Source organism: Aneurinibacillus sp. Ricciae_BoGa-3 (assembly GCF_028421645.1).
Taxonomy (GTDB): Bacteria; Bacillota; Bacilli; order Aneurinibacillales; family Aneurinibacillaceae; genus Aneurinibacillus_B.
Genome location: NZ_CP116887.1, coordinates 1,129,242 through 1,143,934 on the forward strand (window position 1 = coordinate 1,129,242; position 14,693 = coordinate 1,143,934).

The window sequence follows — 14,693 nt, forward strand, 5'->3', positions numbered from 1 at the left end:
TGCAAGGATTGATAGGATATTTATAATATTGATAGGGAATATATTCTATTGCGGTTAATGAGGGGAGAGGAAAGAAATGACACCAGGAACAATTAACAATTGTCCTCACTGTGGAAAACTATTTCTGAAGAGTGTACGCGACATTTGTCCTGACTGCTATAAAGAAATCGAAGCTGAGTATCAACAATGCTATAAATTTATGCGAAAGAAAGAGAGCCGCAGCTGTACGATTATGGAATTGAGCGAAGCTACTCGCGTTTCTATCAGTCAGATTACCAGGTTTATTCTGGAAGGGCGGCTGCAAATCATGGATCATCCTAATCTTTCTTATGCGTGTAAAAGCTGTGGCGCTTCTATACGGACAGGCGTGATGTGTGAGAATTGCAGGAAAGAGTTCAGCAAACAACTAACCCAGCTATCAGAAGACGAGGAACGGAAAGCAGCACAAAAAGATGGGCAGGGAGCTTCACACTTGTACAGGGTGGAAAAGGAGCTATAAGAAAAAGTAAGCAGGCATTTGGCTTGCTTGCTTTTTTAATGCAAAATATAGTCTTCTGCTATTAAATATTAATATTTCAGAATTTTTGCTGTCCATTTCCGGAATTATTTGATACAATACAATACGGAAAGCGTTTTCAGTTTTTCCTTAATTAGTGGAAGTACATACGGAAGAAACCCGATCTGCTTCCCATTATTACAGAGGCATCTTGGCGTTTACAGTTCTACGAGTTTTGGTTTCATTAAAAATAATCTGAGGAGGAAGAACCATGGAAACTACTTTACAGATTCATCCAAACCTACAGGAATTTTTAAAAGGAACAAAGAAACTATTGATTAACGGCCAGTGGGTGGAAGCTGCTTCAGGCAAAACATTTGAAACAGTAAATCCTGCCACAGGAGAGGTGCTTGCTGTCGTAAGCGACGGGGGAGCTGAAGACGTTGATAGAGCAGTAAAGGCAGCACGGCAGGCATTCGAGAGCGGCCCATGGAGCAAAATGAGCGCAGCAGAACGCAGCCGGTTAATTTATAAACTAGCAGATTTGATGGAAGAACATAAAGAAGAGTTAGCTCAGTTAGATACATTGGATAATGGTAAACCGATCAGGGAAACGAGTGCAGCAGATGTACCGCTCGCCATCGAGCATTTTCGGTATTATGCCGGCTGGGCAACGAAAATAGTGGGACAGACGATACCGGTAGCAGGCAATTACTTTAACTATACAAGGCATGAGCCGGTAGGTGTGGTCGGCCAGATCATTCCATGGAATTTCCCGCTGCTTATGGCTGCGTGGAAACTGGGAGCGGCCCTTGCCACTGGGTGTACAGTGGTGCTCAAGCCTGCTGAACAGACTCCCCTGTCAGCGCTGTACCTGGCAGAATTGGCACTTGAGGCTGGTATCCCGGAAGGCGTCCTGAATGTAATCACGGGCTTCGGCGAGACAGCAGGCGCCCCGCTTGTGAACCATCCGGATGTGGATAAGATCGCCTTTACGGGATCTACTGCTGTAGGGAAATATATTATGAAACAGGCAGCGGATACGCTGAAGAAAATCTCGCTTGAGCTGGGAGGCAAATCACCTAATATTATTCTGCCTGACGCTGACATGTCCCAGGCTATCCCGGGCGCATTGATGGGGATTATGTTTAACCAGGGGCAAGTATGCTGTGCGGGTTCCCGCCTATTTATTCAAAAGAAAGCTTACGATAATGTAGTGGCGGACCTTATATCGCACGCTGAAAACATCAAACAGGGTCCTGGACTTAATCCACAGACGCAGATGGGGCCGCTTGTTTCCAAGGAGCAGCTGGACCGCGTTGGCAATTATATTGAGAAGGGGATGAGTGAAGGCGCTGAAGTGTTAACAGGCGGTGGATACGGACGAGGAGCCGGCTATTTTGTTGAACCGACCATCTTCGCCAATGTAGATGATAGTATGACCATTGCTAAAGAAGAAATTTTTGGTCCGGTTGTTGCTGCCATGCCATTTGATGACCTGGATGATGTCATTCATCGCGGCAACCTTACCGAGTACGGCCTGGCCGCAGGATTATGGACGCAGGATGTTAAGAAGGCACACTTCGTTGCAAGCCAGCTCAAAGCCGGTACGGTCTGGGTGAACTGCTACAATGTGTTTGATGCGGCCTCTCCATTTGGCGGATATAAGCAGAGTGGTATCGGACGTGAAATGGGCAGCTATGCGCTAGATAATTATACCGAAGTGAAGAGCGTGTGGATCAACTTAAATTAATAGAACGGGAAAGCGGCGGTTCTCTCAGAGACCGCCGCTTTTATGTGACAAGAGATAACCCACACCTTTTTAATGCAATAGGAATGTTCGCGCTAGGGGTTGCTGCGAGCAAGGTTTAGCCTAGCTATTGGAGCTTAGCCACAAGTTGCTCCGCAAATTTCTCAAGATACCGTTCATCTGTCTCATCAAACCGGCCTGTAATAGGGCTGTCGATATCCAGCACACCGATAAGTTTGCCCTCTTTTATCAGGGGAATAACGATTTCAGATTGGGAGGCAGCATCACAGGCGATATGCCCAGGAAACTGGTTCACATCCTCAACCCTGATCGTTTTCTGTTCGGCAGCAGCCGACCCGCAGACTCCTTTGCCAAGCGGAATGCGCACACAGGCAGGCAATCCCTGGAACGGGCCGAGAACAAGCTCTGCGCCATCCCATAAATAAAAACCAACCCAGTTAATATTGTCCAGAAATTGATTTAACAGTGCAGAGGCATTGGACAAATTGGCAATCCTGTTTGGTTCATCTTCCATTAAAGCGGCTATCTGTTTGATAACGAGTTCGTAATTCTTCTCTCGTGTTCCGCTATATTGTTCAGTCTTAAACATTGCATAATCCCTTCTTTTTCGTATGATAAAAAAGCGTAAGATGAAAATAAACGGTTCTAGATCGATGGTACAGCATACGCGCTTGGAAAGGCAACCTGTTAAGTCAAAATAATAAGACCCGGCCATTTGCCGGGTCTGTTGATGATTTAGAAATTCTGTGTTGTGGGCCTTACAATGATTTCGTTGACAGACACAGAAGGCGGCTGTTCAACCGCATAACGAATGGCTGCGGCAATGTCTTCACTCCGGAGTGGAATCAGCCCATTCTGCCCGCTAAACATTTTTTTCACATCTTCGTCCGTAATATGCTGTGTGAGTTCGGTAGCTACTGCCCCCGGCGAAATAATCGTAGAACGAATATTTAAGTCAGCGGGCAATTCTTTTCTAAGTCCTTCTGTAATAGCCCGGACAGCAAATTTTGTTCCACTGTATACGGCGCTGCTTGGCATGACCTCGTGGCCTGCTACGGAAGATATGTTGATAATATGCCCTTCCTTCTGCTGTTCCATATGTGGGAGAACAGCTGCAATTCCATACAGGACGCCTTTAATATTGACGTCCACCATACGATCCCATTCATCCACTTTAAGTTTCCGCATAAACGACAGCGGCATAAGCCCAGCATTGTTGACCAGAACGTGGATCCCGCCGTACGTATCCACTGCAAAACGGGCGAGGTCCTCCATCTGTTGACGAGAGGTAACATCCGTTGTTTTAATCGCCGCTTTATAACCAGAACCCTCTATTTCCTGCTGTATGCGTACAAGCTTCTCTTCACGCCTTGCTGCCAGAACGACATTCATGCCCAGCCGGGCCAATTCTTTTGCGGTTGCCTGTCCGATACCACTGCTTGCTCCTGTAATGATAACTGTTTTATTTTCCATAGCTGCCATTTAGCGTATGCCTCCTTTTTATTAAACCATTTTATCCCTTTTGTAAAATACCACACATTTAAGCACACAAAAAATAATAAATAGTTTATAATATACTTACTGTTTTTATGTGCTAATACCGTAGAGGAAAACAAACGATTGCCGCCGTAAGTTATTAAAAGGGAGGTTAGTATTCATGAATGAGGTTTCCAATACGGAGGAGAGCAGTGTTTTGCCTGAACCGTTAAAAGATCTGCTGGACTCTTTGGCTTTCGACCGCAAAGTTGAAAAGGACATGGCTTTATACAACGAGGGAGAGCCTGCCAGCAATCTATTTGTCATCCGATCGGGAAAAATTAAAATTAGCAAATTGACGGCACAGGGTCGGGAGATGACTCTCCAGATGTGCCAAACCGGAGATATCGTAGGAGAACCCGGGTTGTTTTCCGATAACGCCCAATATATGACAAGCGCAATTGTAGTCGAGGACAGCGTTGTCGGTGTTGTGAGCCAGCAAACATTGGAGCATAAACTTGTGGAGAACGGTACGCTTGCCGTTGAATTTATGAAATGGATCGGGCAGGTGCATCGCAGTACACAGTCTAAATTTCGTGACCTAATGATGAACGGAAAGCAGGGAGCCTTGTATTCTACGCTCATTCGTATGGCTAATACGTACGGAAAAGAGGATGTGAACGGAATTTTCATTGATTTCCCACTCACGAATCAAGAATTAGGAAACTTCTGCGGTACAACGCGCGAGAGAATTAACCGACTGCTTAACGAACTCAAGAAAAATCGAGTCATCTCGTTTAAAAATGGGTACATTACCATTCATGATCTTCAGTATCTAAAAGATATGATTGATTGCGAGGATTGCCCGCCCGATATCTGCCGACTGTAAATAGATTAGGAATTGCCGAAAGCAGAACAAATAATTCGCTGTTTGTTTTCATCTAAGACTTTACTAACAAGAGGAAGCAAGAACAACTCTTCTTTATACCAGTGTTCACGAAGCAGCTCAATGATGTCCCATAACGCTTCCTCAAAGTTTTTCCATAAAAGCGGTTCGACTGTATCGTTTTGCTTTAGGATGGAGGTAATAAACTGGACATTGGCCAGACTCTCTTTAATAATAAGATGCTCTTCCTTTAAATAGTAAACCACTTCCCGGTTCCATGCTTCTGCTATAACTGGAAAAACTACCTCTTCTTCAATAGCTATGTGATGTTCGCACGCATTCTTGAATTTCTCTATCTCTTCATACAAAAAAGTAAACCCTGTCTGGAATCCCTTGTTAACCTCTTCTAGTAAATTGGCCAGCGTACATGCGATTTTCCGTATTCTTGTGTGATCGTCAACGTGTGCCTTGTATTTTTTCGGAAAATTGGAAGGAAACAAGCATTCTTGGCAATCCTGAAGGCTACCCCATATACATTTCACTTCTATCAGCCCCTACCCTGATCTTCTGACTTTATTTTAGGAAATATTGATGCCTAATGATGTAAACAATGTCACAAGTATAATTTTTTTCAAGTATGAAATTCGTCACATCACCTCTTTGTATGAATCGTTAGAATGGTTATATCGAGGTGAACGCTATGAAATTATTAATGCCTAAGCAGCACGGGGCCTGGGCCATGATTGCCGTTCCTTTCCTGGCCGGCATCGGTGCCTCACACGCAGTGTGGCTGCATATTCCTTTATTTCTTGGCTGGCTTTCTCTATATTTGGCTTCCTATCCGCTGTTGCTTGCTGTGAAAAGTGTAAACAAGTCGGGTGAATATGCAAGATGGACCGCTATTTACAGTGCTGCTGCACTTGTTTTTTTACTGCCGCCCATTTGGTCGAGGCCAGCCTTAATCTGGTTTGGAGTTGCCATGATCCCCTTCCTTGCCATCAATTTCTCGTTTGCAAAACATAAAAAGGAACGGGCCTTTATAAACGATATTTGCGCCGTGATGGAAATGTCACTTGGCGGGCCCGCCAGCTATTTCGCCGCGACAGGGCAGATAAATGCCATCTCCGTCCTGGTATGGCTGTTAAGCACCTTGTTTTTTTTAGGAAGTGTCTTCTACGTGAAAATGCATATCCGGGAAAGGAACAATATGGCTTTCCATCGGGCATCTCTTTGCTACCATATCGCTGTTCCCTGTGCAGTCGCACTAACAGGCCTCCTCCTGCTGTCAGCCGCTTATATTCCCAGCCTTGTCAGGGCTTATGTCTGTAACGGACGACAGCTGACACCCAGGACAATTGGGATAATCGAAATCTGCAATTCTATTGTTTTTACGGTTGTACTTATAGTTGGATTCCGCTATGTGTATGGGCTTGTATAAGTCAGGTGTTTGATCATGGAAACTAATCCCCAGTCTGTAGTACAATTCTTTTCAGAGACACCGAGGGGGTATGTGTTAATGGGGATTATTTATAAAATCAACGAACCAGTAAAAGCAGAAGACGTTATACAAGTATTTGGGAATAGTGGTATAACTCGTCCGATTGGCGATAAAGAACGGATTCAGAAGATGTTAGATCACGCTAATATCATTATCACTGCTTGGAATCACAATAAATTGGTCGGAATTGCCCGAGCTTTAACTGATTTCAGCTACTGTTGCTACCTCTCTGATCTTGCTGTTGATAAAGCCTTTCAGAAAAGCGGGATTGGCAGACAACTGATAGATAAGGTAAAGGAAATTATTGGTGAAGAGGTTGCCCTTATTCTGCTTTCCGCACCAAATGCCATGGAGTATTATCCAAAAGTAGGTTTTGATAAGGTTGATAACGGGTTTATTATTCGTCGTAAGCGATGAGGGACTATCGCTTTTTCTTGGAAAATAATTACCTATGAGGATGTATAGCTTATTCAGGATATATTAGAGTAATAGGTCATCTTGAGAAAAAGCAAACAAGCTCAACTGGGTTCACCTTATACAAAATCAGGAAAACTTCGTACTTCTTTAGCCTGTGCACGATCATGGCCAAAGAAGATCTTTGATGGTTGAACATCATGAATAAGATCTTGCATTCGCCGGATAGATTTCGAAGCCAAAATAGAATCAAATGTTAAGAACGGGACACCATTCTCAAAGTTCTCTCTAGTGTAAGCTACGTCAATCGTAAGCAGTATGGGACCCGATTTTTCTGTTGTAACAAGAACCGATTGATGACCGGGTGAATGACCTGGCGTAAATAAGATTTGAAGACCGGATGCGACCTCGCAATCACCTTCAACAATTTGATGCTGTAAATCCGGCTCTCTGCACTCTTGTGGCGAATAATCGCCATCTCCCATCGCAGCATCAAACTCCGCACGTTGAACGATAATTGGTGTATGACGAAAATGGCAACGAAGCAGTTGCGCGGGGGGAAGCTTCTTCGGTGGATGTTCCCTACACTGTTGAAATCTTGCTAGCAGCACTTTTTAATATTGATTTTCATTTGAAAGATCATGGATTTTCAACTCAACGAATTCTGGCAGTATTACATCGAATATTTGTAGAGGAAATAAGGATTCAAAGTTGATAATGCGATATCTTGAGAGAAAAAGCAGGACCATTGGTGGGGAGATTAAAAAGATCATGAAAAATTCGCGCTCCAATCTCCATATCGCCATGTTACGATCGAGAGTAATAACATAACACCAATGGCATATAACTACCAAGTTTGTTTAACATTAAAAATCCTCCAACACTCATGATTACCTCAATTTTTAGTATTCCCGTTCTATTTGTTTTTACGGAAATCGACAAGTGTTCAATTAACAATACAGAAGAACCCCTCCCTTTAACACTTTTTTGCCTACTGCTTTCTCATTGGATAATTACCGCATGGTGTTTGAGCGCATTCGGTTTTTTCAATATCTTGTTACCAGTGCGGTGTACGTTTTAATTATTGTCTGCCTCGGACTCATCGTGAATTCATTGGCTGCTATGCTTTTGCCTGGATGGAGTTTAAAGGCCGCGATTTTAACGGCTGGACCTTTCGTTTGAATCCTCACGTTCAGGTGTAAAAAATAGATAAACCATACCTCCAGGAGGTGAGCGGCATGCCGGAAAAAAAAGTTGCGGAGGAGATGTCGCCTCCCTATTCTCCGGGAAATGATCCGATTGAGGAAAAATACGAAGCACAGCTGCGCTGGCTTGAAAACAAGTTAAAGGGTACCGACATGGTTGACTACGTTGAAGGGTATCAGAAACCGCTTCGTTTAATGTTAAACTATGTTATTTCAGGAATAGGCACAGGGCTAAGCGTTACGATGGGGTTGGCCATTGTCGTCGCAATTGTTGGCTATATTTTAAGTTACTTTGATACGATGCCGGTAATCGGAAAATACATTGCGGATCTCGTGAATCTCGTTCAGGGAATGGTCCATCATCCTCATCATTAAATGGCGGAAACTGAAAGCCCCCTTTTCACCGTAAGTGAAAAAGGGGCTTCGCTGCATTACTTAAGAATTGCGTTCCGGTAAGGTTGGTATAGAGGGAATGTTAAGTGCTACCGGCTTTTTCGCACGACGGCGGGCTTCAACTTTTGCGAAAATGAAGTCAACGATTTTAACTGTAACGTAGCCTAGTATCATACCGCCAATGACATCCAGCACCCAGTGGATTTCGAGGTACAGAGTGGAGAAGATTACAAGGGCGCAGTACGTAGCCATCGTATATTTAAATAACTTGCCCCTCTCCCGCAGAGCCAGGAGCAGAATGGCAAAGGAAACAGAAGTGTGCATGCTGGGGAAACAGTTCATAACCCAGAGGAGTGCCTGGCTGTGTGTGAAATGGCGATTCATTCCGTCCGGATCGCCAAGCACAAACCATACTTCCTGCAGCATAACGGTTGTATAAAATGGAACAATTATTGGAAGCTGCAGCGTGTGCGACGATAGCACATAGCGCAGCATTTTTGGCACGTCTTTGGCGACAAAGCTTCGAATAACGGCAATCCATAAAGCCAGGGAGAAACCGTATCCATAAACCCAGCGCAGAAAAACGGTCAACCAGTGCGGCTGATAGACCCGAAAAATCGCACCATTATTAAAAGGAATACTTTTAAATAAATCATTCCAGTTAAAGAAGTGACGGACATTTTTCATTTCCCATCCTGCAAGCTTGTACCATACATACGGGGCGTTATGGTAGAGATAAAAAAGACCACCGAGCAAAAGAACGCCAAGCGGCAAAAAGCGCAGCCACGGAATGTTCTTCTGGTCTTTTCTTACATCAAGCAGAAGAACGCCGAGGAAAATCCAGTTAGCTATAAGCCAATGCTCTACATAAGATATATTCCAGACAAGGACGCCTGAAATAATTATCAATACGGCCAGAGACAAGCGTCGGAACATATACACACCTCTTTTTGTATTCTTTCATTCGCTTAATTTTAACAGAACCTTTACCTAAATTAAACACAATCTTGATAAAAATACGATTCATCATGGCAATGTATGTAGAGTATTCCCCGGTTTCAAAAGCATAAACCGATAACATGGTATAATGGGCACAAGCAAAACATTAGTGAGAGAGGAAGTAATATGGAACAAAAGGTCATTAGCTGGGATGGAGAGAACAAACAGCTGCTTTCCACGGTATGCCGTCGTTGCCCTGAACCGCATTTTCAGCCGCGTACCGATGAGCTTGGCCATATCGGATGCTGTGCCTATGAGCCTGTTTTTACGCTATACGAAATTTATGCCATGATCCGTGCCGGTGAAGAGAAATATTTCCTCGAAAGCATTTACCATAATCCACTGAACACGATTCACCCGTATGAAATTATGGCGGGTGGGCGGGTTCATCCCTCCTATTACGGCAAGAAGGACGGAGAGGCGCTATCCCCTCATGAAAAAGCGGATGCCCTGTCGCACAATCCGCGGACCCGGTTTCTTGCTGTAGATGAGAAGCTTTCCTATACAGTGTGCCAGTTTTTTATCGATGGGAAAGGCTGTGGACTTGATCCCAGGTTTAAAACTAGTATTTGCCGTTCTTTTATTTGCCAATCTATAGAAGATAAGCTATCCGAAAGAGAACGAGAGCAGCTTGATTCGTGGAGGAGGTCGATCCGGGAAGAGGCGGAGCCTTTTCATCGATATCACAAGAAAATACTCGAGAGAGAAGGTATAACCCTGCTGGAAGATGTGCACGCTGTAATGGATTATTTTAGAAAGCTGCTAGAAGCAGAAAAAACCGTAGAGAACTAAGGCTCCCGGTTTTTGATTTCTGGTTTCCATTTATCTAAACCGCTTAAGTAGGTCTGCTCGATAAGGTAGCATGCATATTCAATGGGGCAGGCGATTGATTCCAGATACGCATCTATTTCGCCTGCAAGCCGGAAAAGTTCGCGATTCGGCTTGGTGTTCACTTCAATAAGCCATACCCTGCCAGAGGTATCGATCCCAAAATCGAGGCCAAATTCGATAAAACGTCCGTAAATTGTCTCGAGGTAATGGGCAAGGGTGAGGCTTAATTCTTGCAGCTGGCATCTAATCGCCTGCTGTTCATCCAAAGAGAAATGAGGCTCTAGCAGCCTATGAAGGGCAATTGGCTTCCCTCCTCCCTGAAGGTTGGACGTTACCTGGGCAAGTGGCGAATACTTGCCGATGGTTCCTGTGACCTGCCAGTTTCCGGTCCTGTTTTTCTGCACAAGAACCCGGCAGTCACAAATCATGCCGGGAAGAAGTGACAGCGACAGTCCTTGCTGGAGGATAAACAAGCGTCTGCGGCACCATTTCTGCAGCGCCTCTTCGGCCTCCTGAATGGAATGGTAAAAAGCAGATACAACAGTGCCCTTTGCATCTCTGCCTGAGAACAAAATCTGGCCTTCTCTGGATCGTTTAATTTTTAAAATGTCTTTGCCCCCTGATCCGTTGACGGGTTTGGCATACAGCGTTTTGTGCCTGCGTAACATATCCGCCAGCGTTTCCGCTTTAACAGGAGCTGTTTCTGGCAGGTGCATGCTCAGTTTTGGATGGCGGCTTATTACCCTGTGGGCGTTCCACTTGTGGGCAAAACGGTTATTGGCATACAAAAGGCGGCTTTTTTTACGATAAGCCGCGTATTTTTTAAATGCCTGTGTTCCCATAAAGCTAAACCGGTCATAAACGATATCCGGGAGGCGGGTTCGTTTTTGCAGCCATTTTTTCTTTGAAACATCGTAGAGATTGCCTGATACTACTCCTTCATCCTCATCAATATCTGCCGGAGAATACACAACAAGTTTACAGTTATGCTTCTGCGCTTCGACCGTTAACTGAGCTGCGTAATTCTTCCCCGCGATAAACTGTTTATGCCGGTGGGTTAAAAAACCGATTAAAGGGCGTCTACTGGGGTTTACTTCACTAATCAGCACTGAATTTCGCTCCTTTAGGCATCCGAAGTCCAGCAAGATATTGTGCATATAAAATCGTGCGTTTTAACGAAAGGCTTCGGATTTCGGGTTCGTCGAATTTTCCGGGCTTGGCGTTGGATTCTATGAACCATATTTTTCCTGATTTATCGATTCCGATATCCATCGATATCTCACCGAGTGCAGACCACTGTTCCTGAAGTGCGTGCGCAATATTAATCGCAAATAAGCGGATATTTTTAAGCATTTCTTCTTCTGATTTCCCTGGGAAAGCAGAGGGAAGTATCTTGGCCGGATGCTGAACAGATCCTCCTCGGGGCACATGTGTGGTTATGTTTCCTTCCCCCGCAAGCCGGATTCCTATCCCTGTTATTCTCCATCTGCCGCTGCCGTTTTTCTGGGCAAGCAGCCGGATGTCGAACAGTTTCTCGTTGTATGTCGCCAGTTCAATTCCTTGCTGCGCGAGATAATCATCATTTTTATTCTTTTTGAGAAAAATCCATACTTCCTTCAGCGAGTTGAACCACCGGCGGACGGTATTTTGCTTCTCCTGATATTGGAGAAGATACTGCATATTTTTTTCCTCTAGACGATAAATACCCTTTCCGGCCATTCCATTGTATGGTTTTAGGTAAACTACGGAATAACGCGACATTAGATTTTTTAGGATGGCTAGCGAGTTTAATGGCAACGTTTCTGGTAGAAAGGGGAGAAGTTCAGGTTTGCGCTTTAAAATAGAAAATAGTTCCCGCTTATCAAAAAAATGAGGATTGTATAGATTGGCTTTTTTTATTTGCACCAGTCTGCCCAATGCTTGTTTTACATGACGCTGCTCCTCAAATTCACGGTTTGGAATACGGTTATAAATCACGTGGGGAAGGGGCAGAGCCTCCTTCAGCCACCGTGAGCGAATCGGGTCATAGATATACCCTGTGACAGTGAGGGTAGACCAGTCAATATTTTCGATTGGGATAATATAGACGAACGCGCCATGTGAACGGCCTGCTTCAATAATTTCCTTAAAATTGCTTCGCACCCCTCGGAATATTTCACCGCCTGCCACTGTTAAAATGCCGATAAAGGGTCCAGCGTGTACCTGGTTTTTCTTTGGATTGATGTGTATTTTTGTTTTGATACTGCCGGGATCGGGGCGGCCTCGGCGTACCCGCAGCGTTTTTATCCACGCTCCGAATTTAAGTTTTATTTGCTTGCGCGCCAACAGAGAAGCGGGTGCAGTTCTCGGGAGGTGGAGGCTCCACTCCCGGGAAAACGGATGTATAGCGATCCAGCCGTATGTTACCACGTCCATCAACTTCTTTCAGCCGCGCGGCGCCTTGCGAGGTAGGAGGCGTATTTTAATGGATTGAGCCGGGCTTTGTTATAGAATGCTCCGCCATCGACCTTGCGAAAAGATGCGCGACCAGGTTTGGAATTGATTTCAATGAGCCATACATTTCCCTTTTTATCAATGCCAATATCAATCCCTAATTCTGCAAGTCTTCCGTGCTTGCTTTCAATGAAGGGCGGTATCTCCTGAACAAGATAATCGATATTCTGGTGGATGGTGACCAGTTGCTCTTCGGGGAAATATTTTTGCAGAAAAGCATCTGCTGAATAAGCCTTTCCCCCGCCGCATAAATTGGATGTCAGCCCGCCACAAACACCGGCTCGAATTGCCCTGGCTGTTTCCTGCCACCGTCCTGTTTCATTTTTCTGTACGAGTACGCGCAGGTCGAACGGATCACCTTCGGGTGTCGAGAGGTCCAGGTAGGGCTGTATCAAGTTGTTTCCGCTTATTGCTTCCTTCAACCATTTAATAAGCGCAGTGCGGCTGGAGAAATTTTTGTGAAAAATTTTATTCTTCATATCTCTGCCCTCTACTGTATGAGAAACTAAAGAGGTTACTTTTATAACCCCAACGCCTAGCGAATTTTGCACAGGTTTAATTACGACCGATCCATAGTCATCAAGCCAGCGTTTAACTGTCTCCATGGATTGGATAACTTCGGTGGCTGGCAGGTATGGAATCAGCCCCGGGTGCTGAATTAAATTTTGATGGTTTTGCCATTTTCCTGGAAGTACATGGGCCAGAAACGTGATGGATGGGATGGTTTTGATCTTGCGAATATACTTGCCGTAGACTTTTCGGTTAGAACAGCGGTCGTATACCAGGGTGGGAAAAGGAAGCTTCTTTTTCACCCATGTTTTGTTTCTGTAAAGGTAACCGATAACGGTTTTTGTCGTGTAATCAACCTGATTGGGCAAAAACACATAAACAGGAATGCCGAGGTTTTTACCGGCAGCTGAAAGATAGGCATAGAACGCCTTTTCGGGAAAAGGGGGGGATGTTTTAATAGGAGTTGCCAGAATTCCTAGATATCCTTGTAGTTTGTTCATCAACCTTGCCTCCTTTTTTTTCGGCGTGGAAATACGTAGCCGCCCAGATAGAGCGAGTAATTTACAAGCCGGGTTACTGAGCGGCGCGGTCCCTTCTGTAAATAAGGTACGGATGTATCATTTTTGGAAGGCTTTGAATTGATTTCGATCAGCCAGATTTTCCCCATAGTGTCCAACCCCAGGTCAATGCCAAGTTCTGCGTATTTTCCCTCGACGTGCTGCTCAAATACACGGGCAATTTGCAGCGCCTTCTGCTTGATGCGTGCGCTGAGATCCTCCGAGTTAAACGGCAATTTATGGGCATGGGCGAGAGATTCCGTGAGGGTAATAAGCCTTCCCCCTCGTGCGATGTTAGAAACAATGCTGTTGGCTGGTCCGCAGCGGCCCACCATTGATGTGATACTCCAGGATCCGTACCTGTTTTTCTGAACAAGAGCCCGAAAGTCGACGATTGCCTCTCTGTGCCGAATCAGAGGAATCCCCTGCTGAATCACAAATTTTCGCTTTCCTTTTATCTTTGTAATCCATGTATAAAGAGCGTGGCTCGAGTTAAACTTTTTTCTTACAACATCTCCACTTGCTGATGTATGTTCACATACATAGGTCCCTTTGGAACGGGAGAGCCGGATAATTCTTCTGCCGAGACTGCCGTGCACCGGTTTTAAGTAAACAACAGGGTACTTTTTTAGGTAGGCCAAAAGGGTGGTTAAACTGTCAAATACGTCTGTTTCCGGTATACAAATACCGATTTCCGTGTTTTTAAGCCTTTTATGGATCTGCCATTTGTCAAGGAATTGCTCATTAAAGAAGATGACACCCTGCTGTTTTAACCACTCGATTTTTTGGCGTGTAGTTTCCCTCGCTTCCATCCCGCGCGATCCGATTCGATTGTAGACGCATACGGGCAGGGGAAAACTGGTGGATGCCCATTGGCCGCCTCTGTAGGTCCAGCCCGCAATCGTTGTACCTGGGGAAGGAATTTGGTCAAGCGTAAAAATGTAAGCAACCTTTCCTTTTGCTTGACACGCCTGCACAACTTCTCTGCAGAAGGAAGTGATAATGCCGAACGGTCCTGCTTCTGTAATGGAGAGGCCGGCAACAAGGATGCCGAGGGCAGGCTGTGCTTGTTCTGCCATTATCGTTCCTCATTTCTCTACGTTTCGTTATACCATCGTATGATAAGAAGCGTGTGTTGGTGTGCTTTGCAAATTGTCCGGATAC

The 14,693-nt window shown here is 44.9% G+C and carries 16 protein-coding genes; 7 read left to right on the forward strand and 9 right to left on the reverse strand.

Features of this window, described 5'->3' with window-relative positions; translation table 11 throughout:
• The first annotated feature begins 76 nt into the window (after positions 1-76).
• Positions 77-499: a TIGR03826 family flagellar region protein gene (locus PP175_RS05915; protein ID WP_272441875.1), complete on the forward strand. Its 423-nt coding sequence runs from the start codon at positions 77-79 to the stop codon at positions 497-499.
• Positions 500-767: 268 nt separating this feature from the next.
• Positions 768-2,249 carry an aldehyde dehydrogenase family protein gene (locus tag PP175_RS05920; protein WP_272441876.1) on the forward strand — a complete coding sequence of 494 codons (1,482 nt, stop codon included), beginning with the start codon at positions 768-770 and terminating at the stop codon, positions 2,247-2,249.
• 124 nt (positions 2,250-2,373) lie between these two features.
• On the opposite strand, the gene PP175_RS05925 is transcribed toward PP175_RS05920, so the two are convergent.
• Both PP175_RS05925 and PP175_RS05930 read right to left on the reverse strand, forming a co-directional pair.
• Positions 2,374-2,856 carry a GAF domain-containing protein gene (locus PP175_RS05925; RefSeq protein ID WP_272441877.1) on the reverse strand — a complete coding sequence of 161 codons (483 nt, stop codon included), beginning with the start codon at positions 2,854-2,856 and terminating at the stop codon, positions 2,374-2,376.
• A 146-nt stretch (positions 2,857-3,002) separates the two neighbouring features.
• Positions 3,003-3,749, reverse strand: a complete 747-nt coding sequence (locus PP175_RS05930) for an SDR family oxidoreductase (RefSeq protein ID WP_272441878.1) — start codon at positions 3,747-3,749, stop codon at positions 3,003-3,005.
• A 175-nt stretch (positions 3,750-3,924) separates the two neighbouring features.
• On the opposite strand from PP175_RS05930, the gene PP175_RS05935 reads away from it, so the two are divergent.
• Positions 3,925-4,632 (forward strand): Crp/Fnr family transcriptional regulator, encoded by a 708-nt coding sequence (locus tag PP175_RS05935; protein WP_272441879.1) that lies wholly within the window; start codon positions 3,925-3,927, stop codon positions 4,630-4,632.
• 5 nt (positions 4,633-4,637) lie between these two features.
• On the opposite strand, the gene PP175_RS05940 is transcribed toward PP175_RS05935, so the two are convergent.
• Positions 4,638-5,171 carry a hemerythrin domain-containing protein gene (locus PP175_RS05940; RefSeq protein ID WP_272441880.1) on the reverse strand — a complete coding sequence of 178 codons (534 nt, stop codon included), beginning with the start codon at positions 5,169-5,171 and terminating at the stop codon, positions 4,638-4,640.
• Between the two features lie 158 nt (positions 5,172-5,329).
• Between PP175_RS05940 and PP175_RS05945 the strand changes: the two genes are divergently transcribed.
• Both PP175_RS05945 and PP175_RS05950 read left to right on the forward strand, forming a co-directional pair.
• The gene (locus PP175_RS05945) at positions 5,330-6,067 is read left to right on the forward strand and encodes a YwiC-like family protein (RefSeq protein WP_272441881.1); all 738 of its coding nucleotides are present in this window, start codon (positions 5,330-5,332) and stop codon (positions 6,065-6,067) included.
• A 78-nt stretch (positions 6,068-6,145) separates the two neighbouring features.
• Positions 6,146-6,544 (forward strand): GNAT family N-acetyltransferase, encoded by a 399-nt coding sequence (locus PP175_RS05950; protein WP_272441882.1) that lies wholly within the window; start codon positions 6,146-6,148, stop codon positions 6,542-6,544.
• Between the two features lie 116 nt (positions 6,545-6,660).
• Here the strand turns inward: PP175_RS05950 and PP175_RS05955 are convergent, their stop codons facing one another.
• Entirely contained in the window at positions 6,661-7,152 is a 492-nt protein-coding gene (locus PP175_RS05955) for an MBL fold metallo-hydrolase (RefSeq protein WP_272441883.1), read from the reverse strand.
• A 627-nt stretch (positions 7,153-7,779) separates the two neighbouring features.
• On the opposite strand from PP175_RS05955, the gene PP175_RS05960 reads away from it, so the two are divergent.
• Positions 7,780-8,121, forward strand: coding sequence for a DUF5665 domain-containing protein (locus tag PP175_RS05960; RefSeq protein WP_272441884.1), 342 nt, complete (start codon positions 7,780-7,782; stop codon positions 8,119-8,121).
• A gap of 60 nt (positions 8,122-8,181) precedes the next feature.
• Here PP175_RS05960 and PP175_RS05965 read toward each other — a convergent pair whose 3' ends face one another.
• Positions 8,182-9,075 carry a phosphatase PAP2 family protein gene (locus PP175_RS05965; RefSeq protein ID WP_272441885.1) on the reverse strand — a complete coding sequence of 298 codons (894 nt, stop codon included), beginning with the start codon at positions 9,073-9,075 and terminating at the stop codon, positions 8,182-8,184.
• 189 nt (positions 9,076-9,264) lie between these two features.
• On the opposite strand from PP175_RS05965, the gene PP175_RS05970 reads away from it, so the two are divergent.
• Complete coding sequence (locus tag PP175_RS05970) at positions 9,265-9,930, forward strand: hypothetical protein (RefSeq protein WP_272441886.1); 666 nt, start codon at positions 9,265-9,267, stop codon at positions 9,928-9,930.
• Here the strand turns inward: PP175_RS05970 and PP175_RS05975 are convergent.
• The 4 genes from PP175_RS05975 to PP175_RS05990 are packed head-to-tail and all read right to left on the reverse strand — an operon-like array spanning position 9,927 to position 14,608.
• Positions 9,927-11,078, reverse strand: a complete 1,152-nt coding sequence (locus tag PP175_RS05975; RefSeq protein WP_272441887.1) for a YheC/YheD family endospore coat-associated protein — start codon at positions 11,076-11,078, stop codon at positions 9,927-9,929. The two genes, PP175_RS05970 and PP175_RS05975, sit on opposite strands and share 4 nt — an antisense overlap.
• Positions 11,068-12,384 (reverse strand): YheC/YheD family endospore coat-associated protein, encoded by a 1,317-nt coding sequence (locus PP175_RS05980; RefSeq protein WP_272441888.1) that lies wholly within the window; start codon positions 12,382-12,384, stop codon positions 11,068-11,070. The genes PP175_RS05975 and PP175_RS05980 overlap by 11 nt, the downstream gene beginning before the upstream one ends.
• Positions 12,384-13,472 (reverse strand): YheC/YheD family endospore coat-associated protein, encoded by a 1,089-nt coding sequence (locus tag PP175_RS05985; protein WP_272441889.1) that lies wholly within the window; start codon positions 13,470-13,472, stop codon positions 12,384-12,386. The genes PP175_RS05980 and PP175_RS05985 overlap by 1 nt, the downstream gene beginning before the upstream one ends.
• Positions 13,472-14,608, reverse strand: a complete 1,137-nt coding sequence (locus tag PP175_RS05990; protein ID WP_272441890.1) for a YheC/YheD family endospore coat-associated protein — start codon at positions 14,606-14,608, stop codon at positions 13,472-13,474. Before PP175_RS05990 ends, PP175_RS05985 begins: the two co-directional genes overlap by 1 nt.
• Between the last annotated feature and the right edge of the window lie 85 nt (positions 14,609-14,693).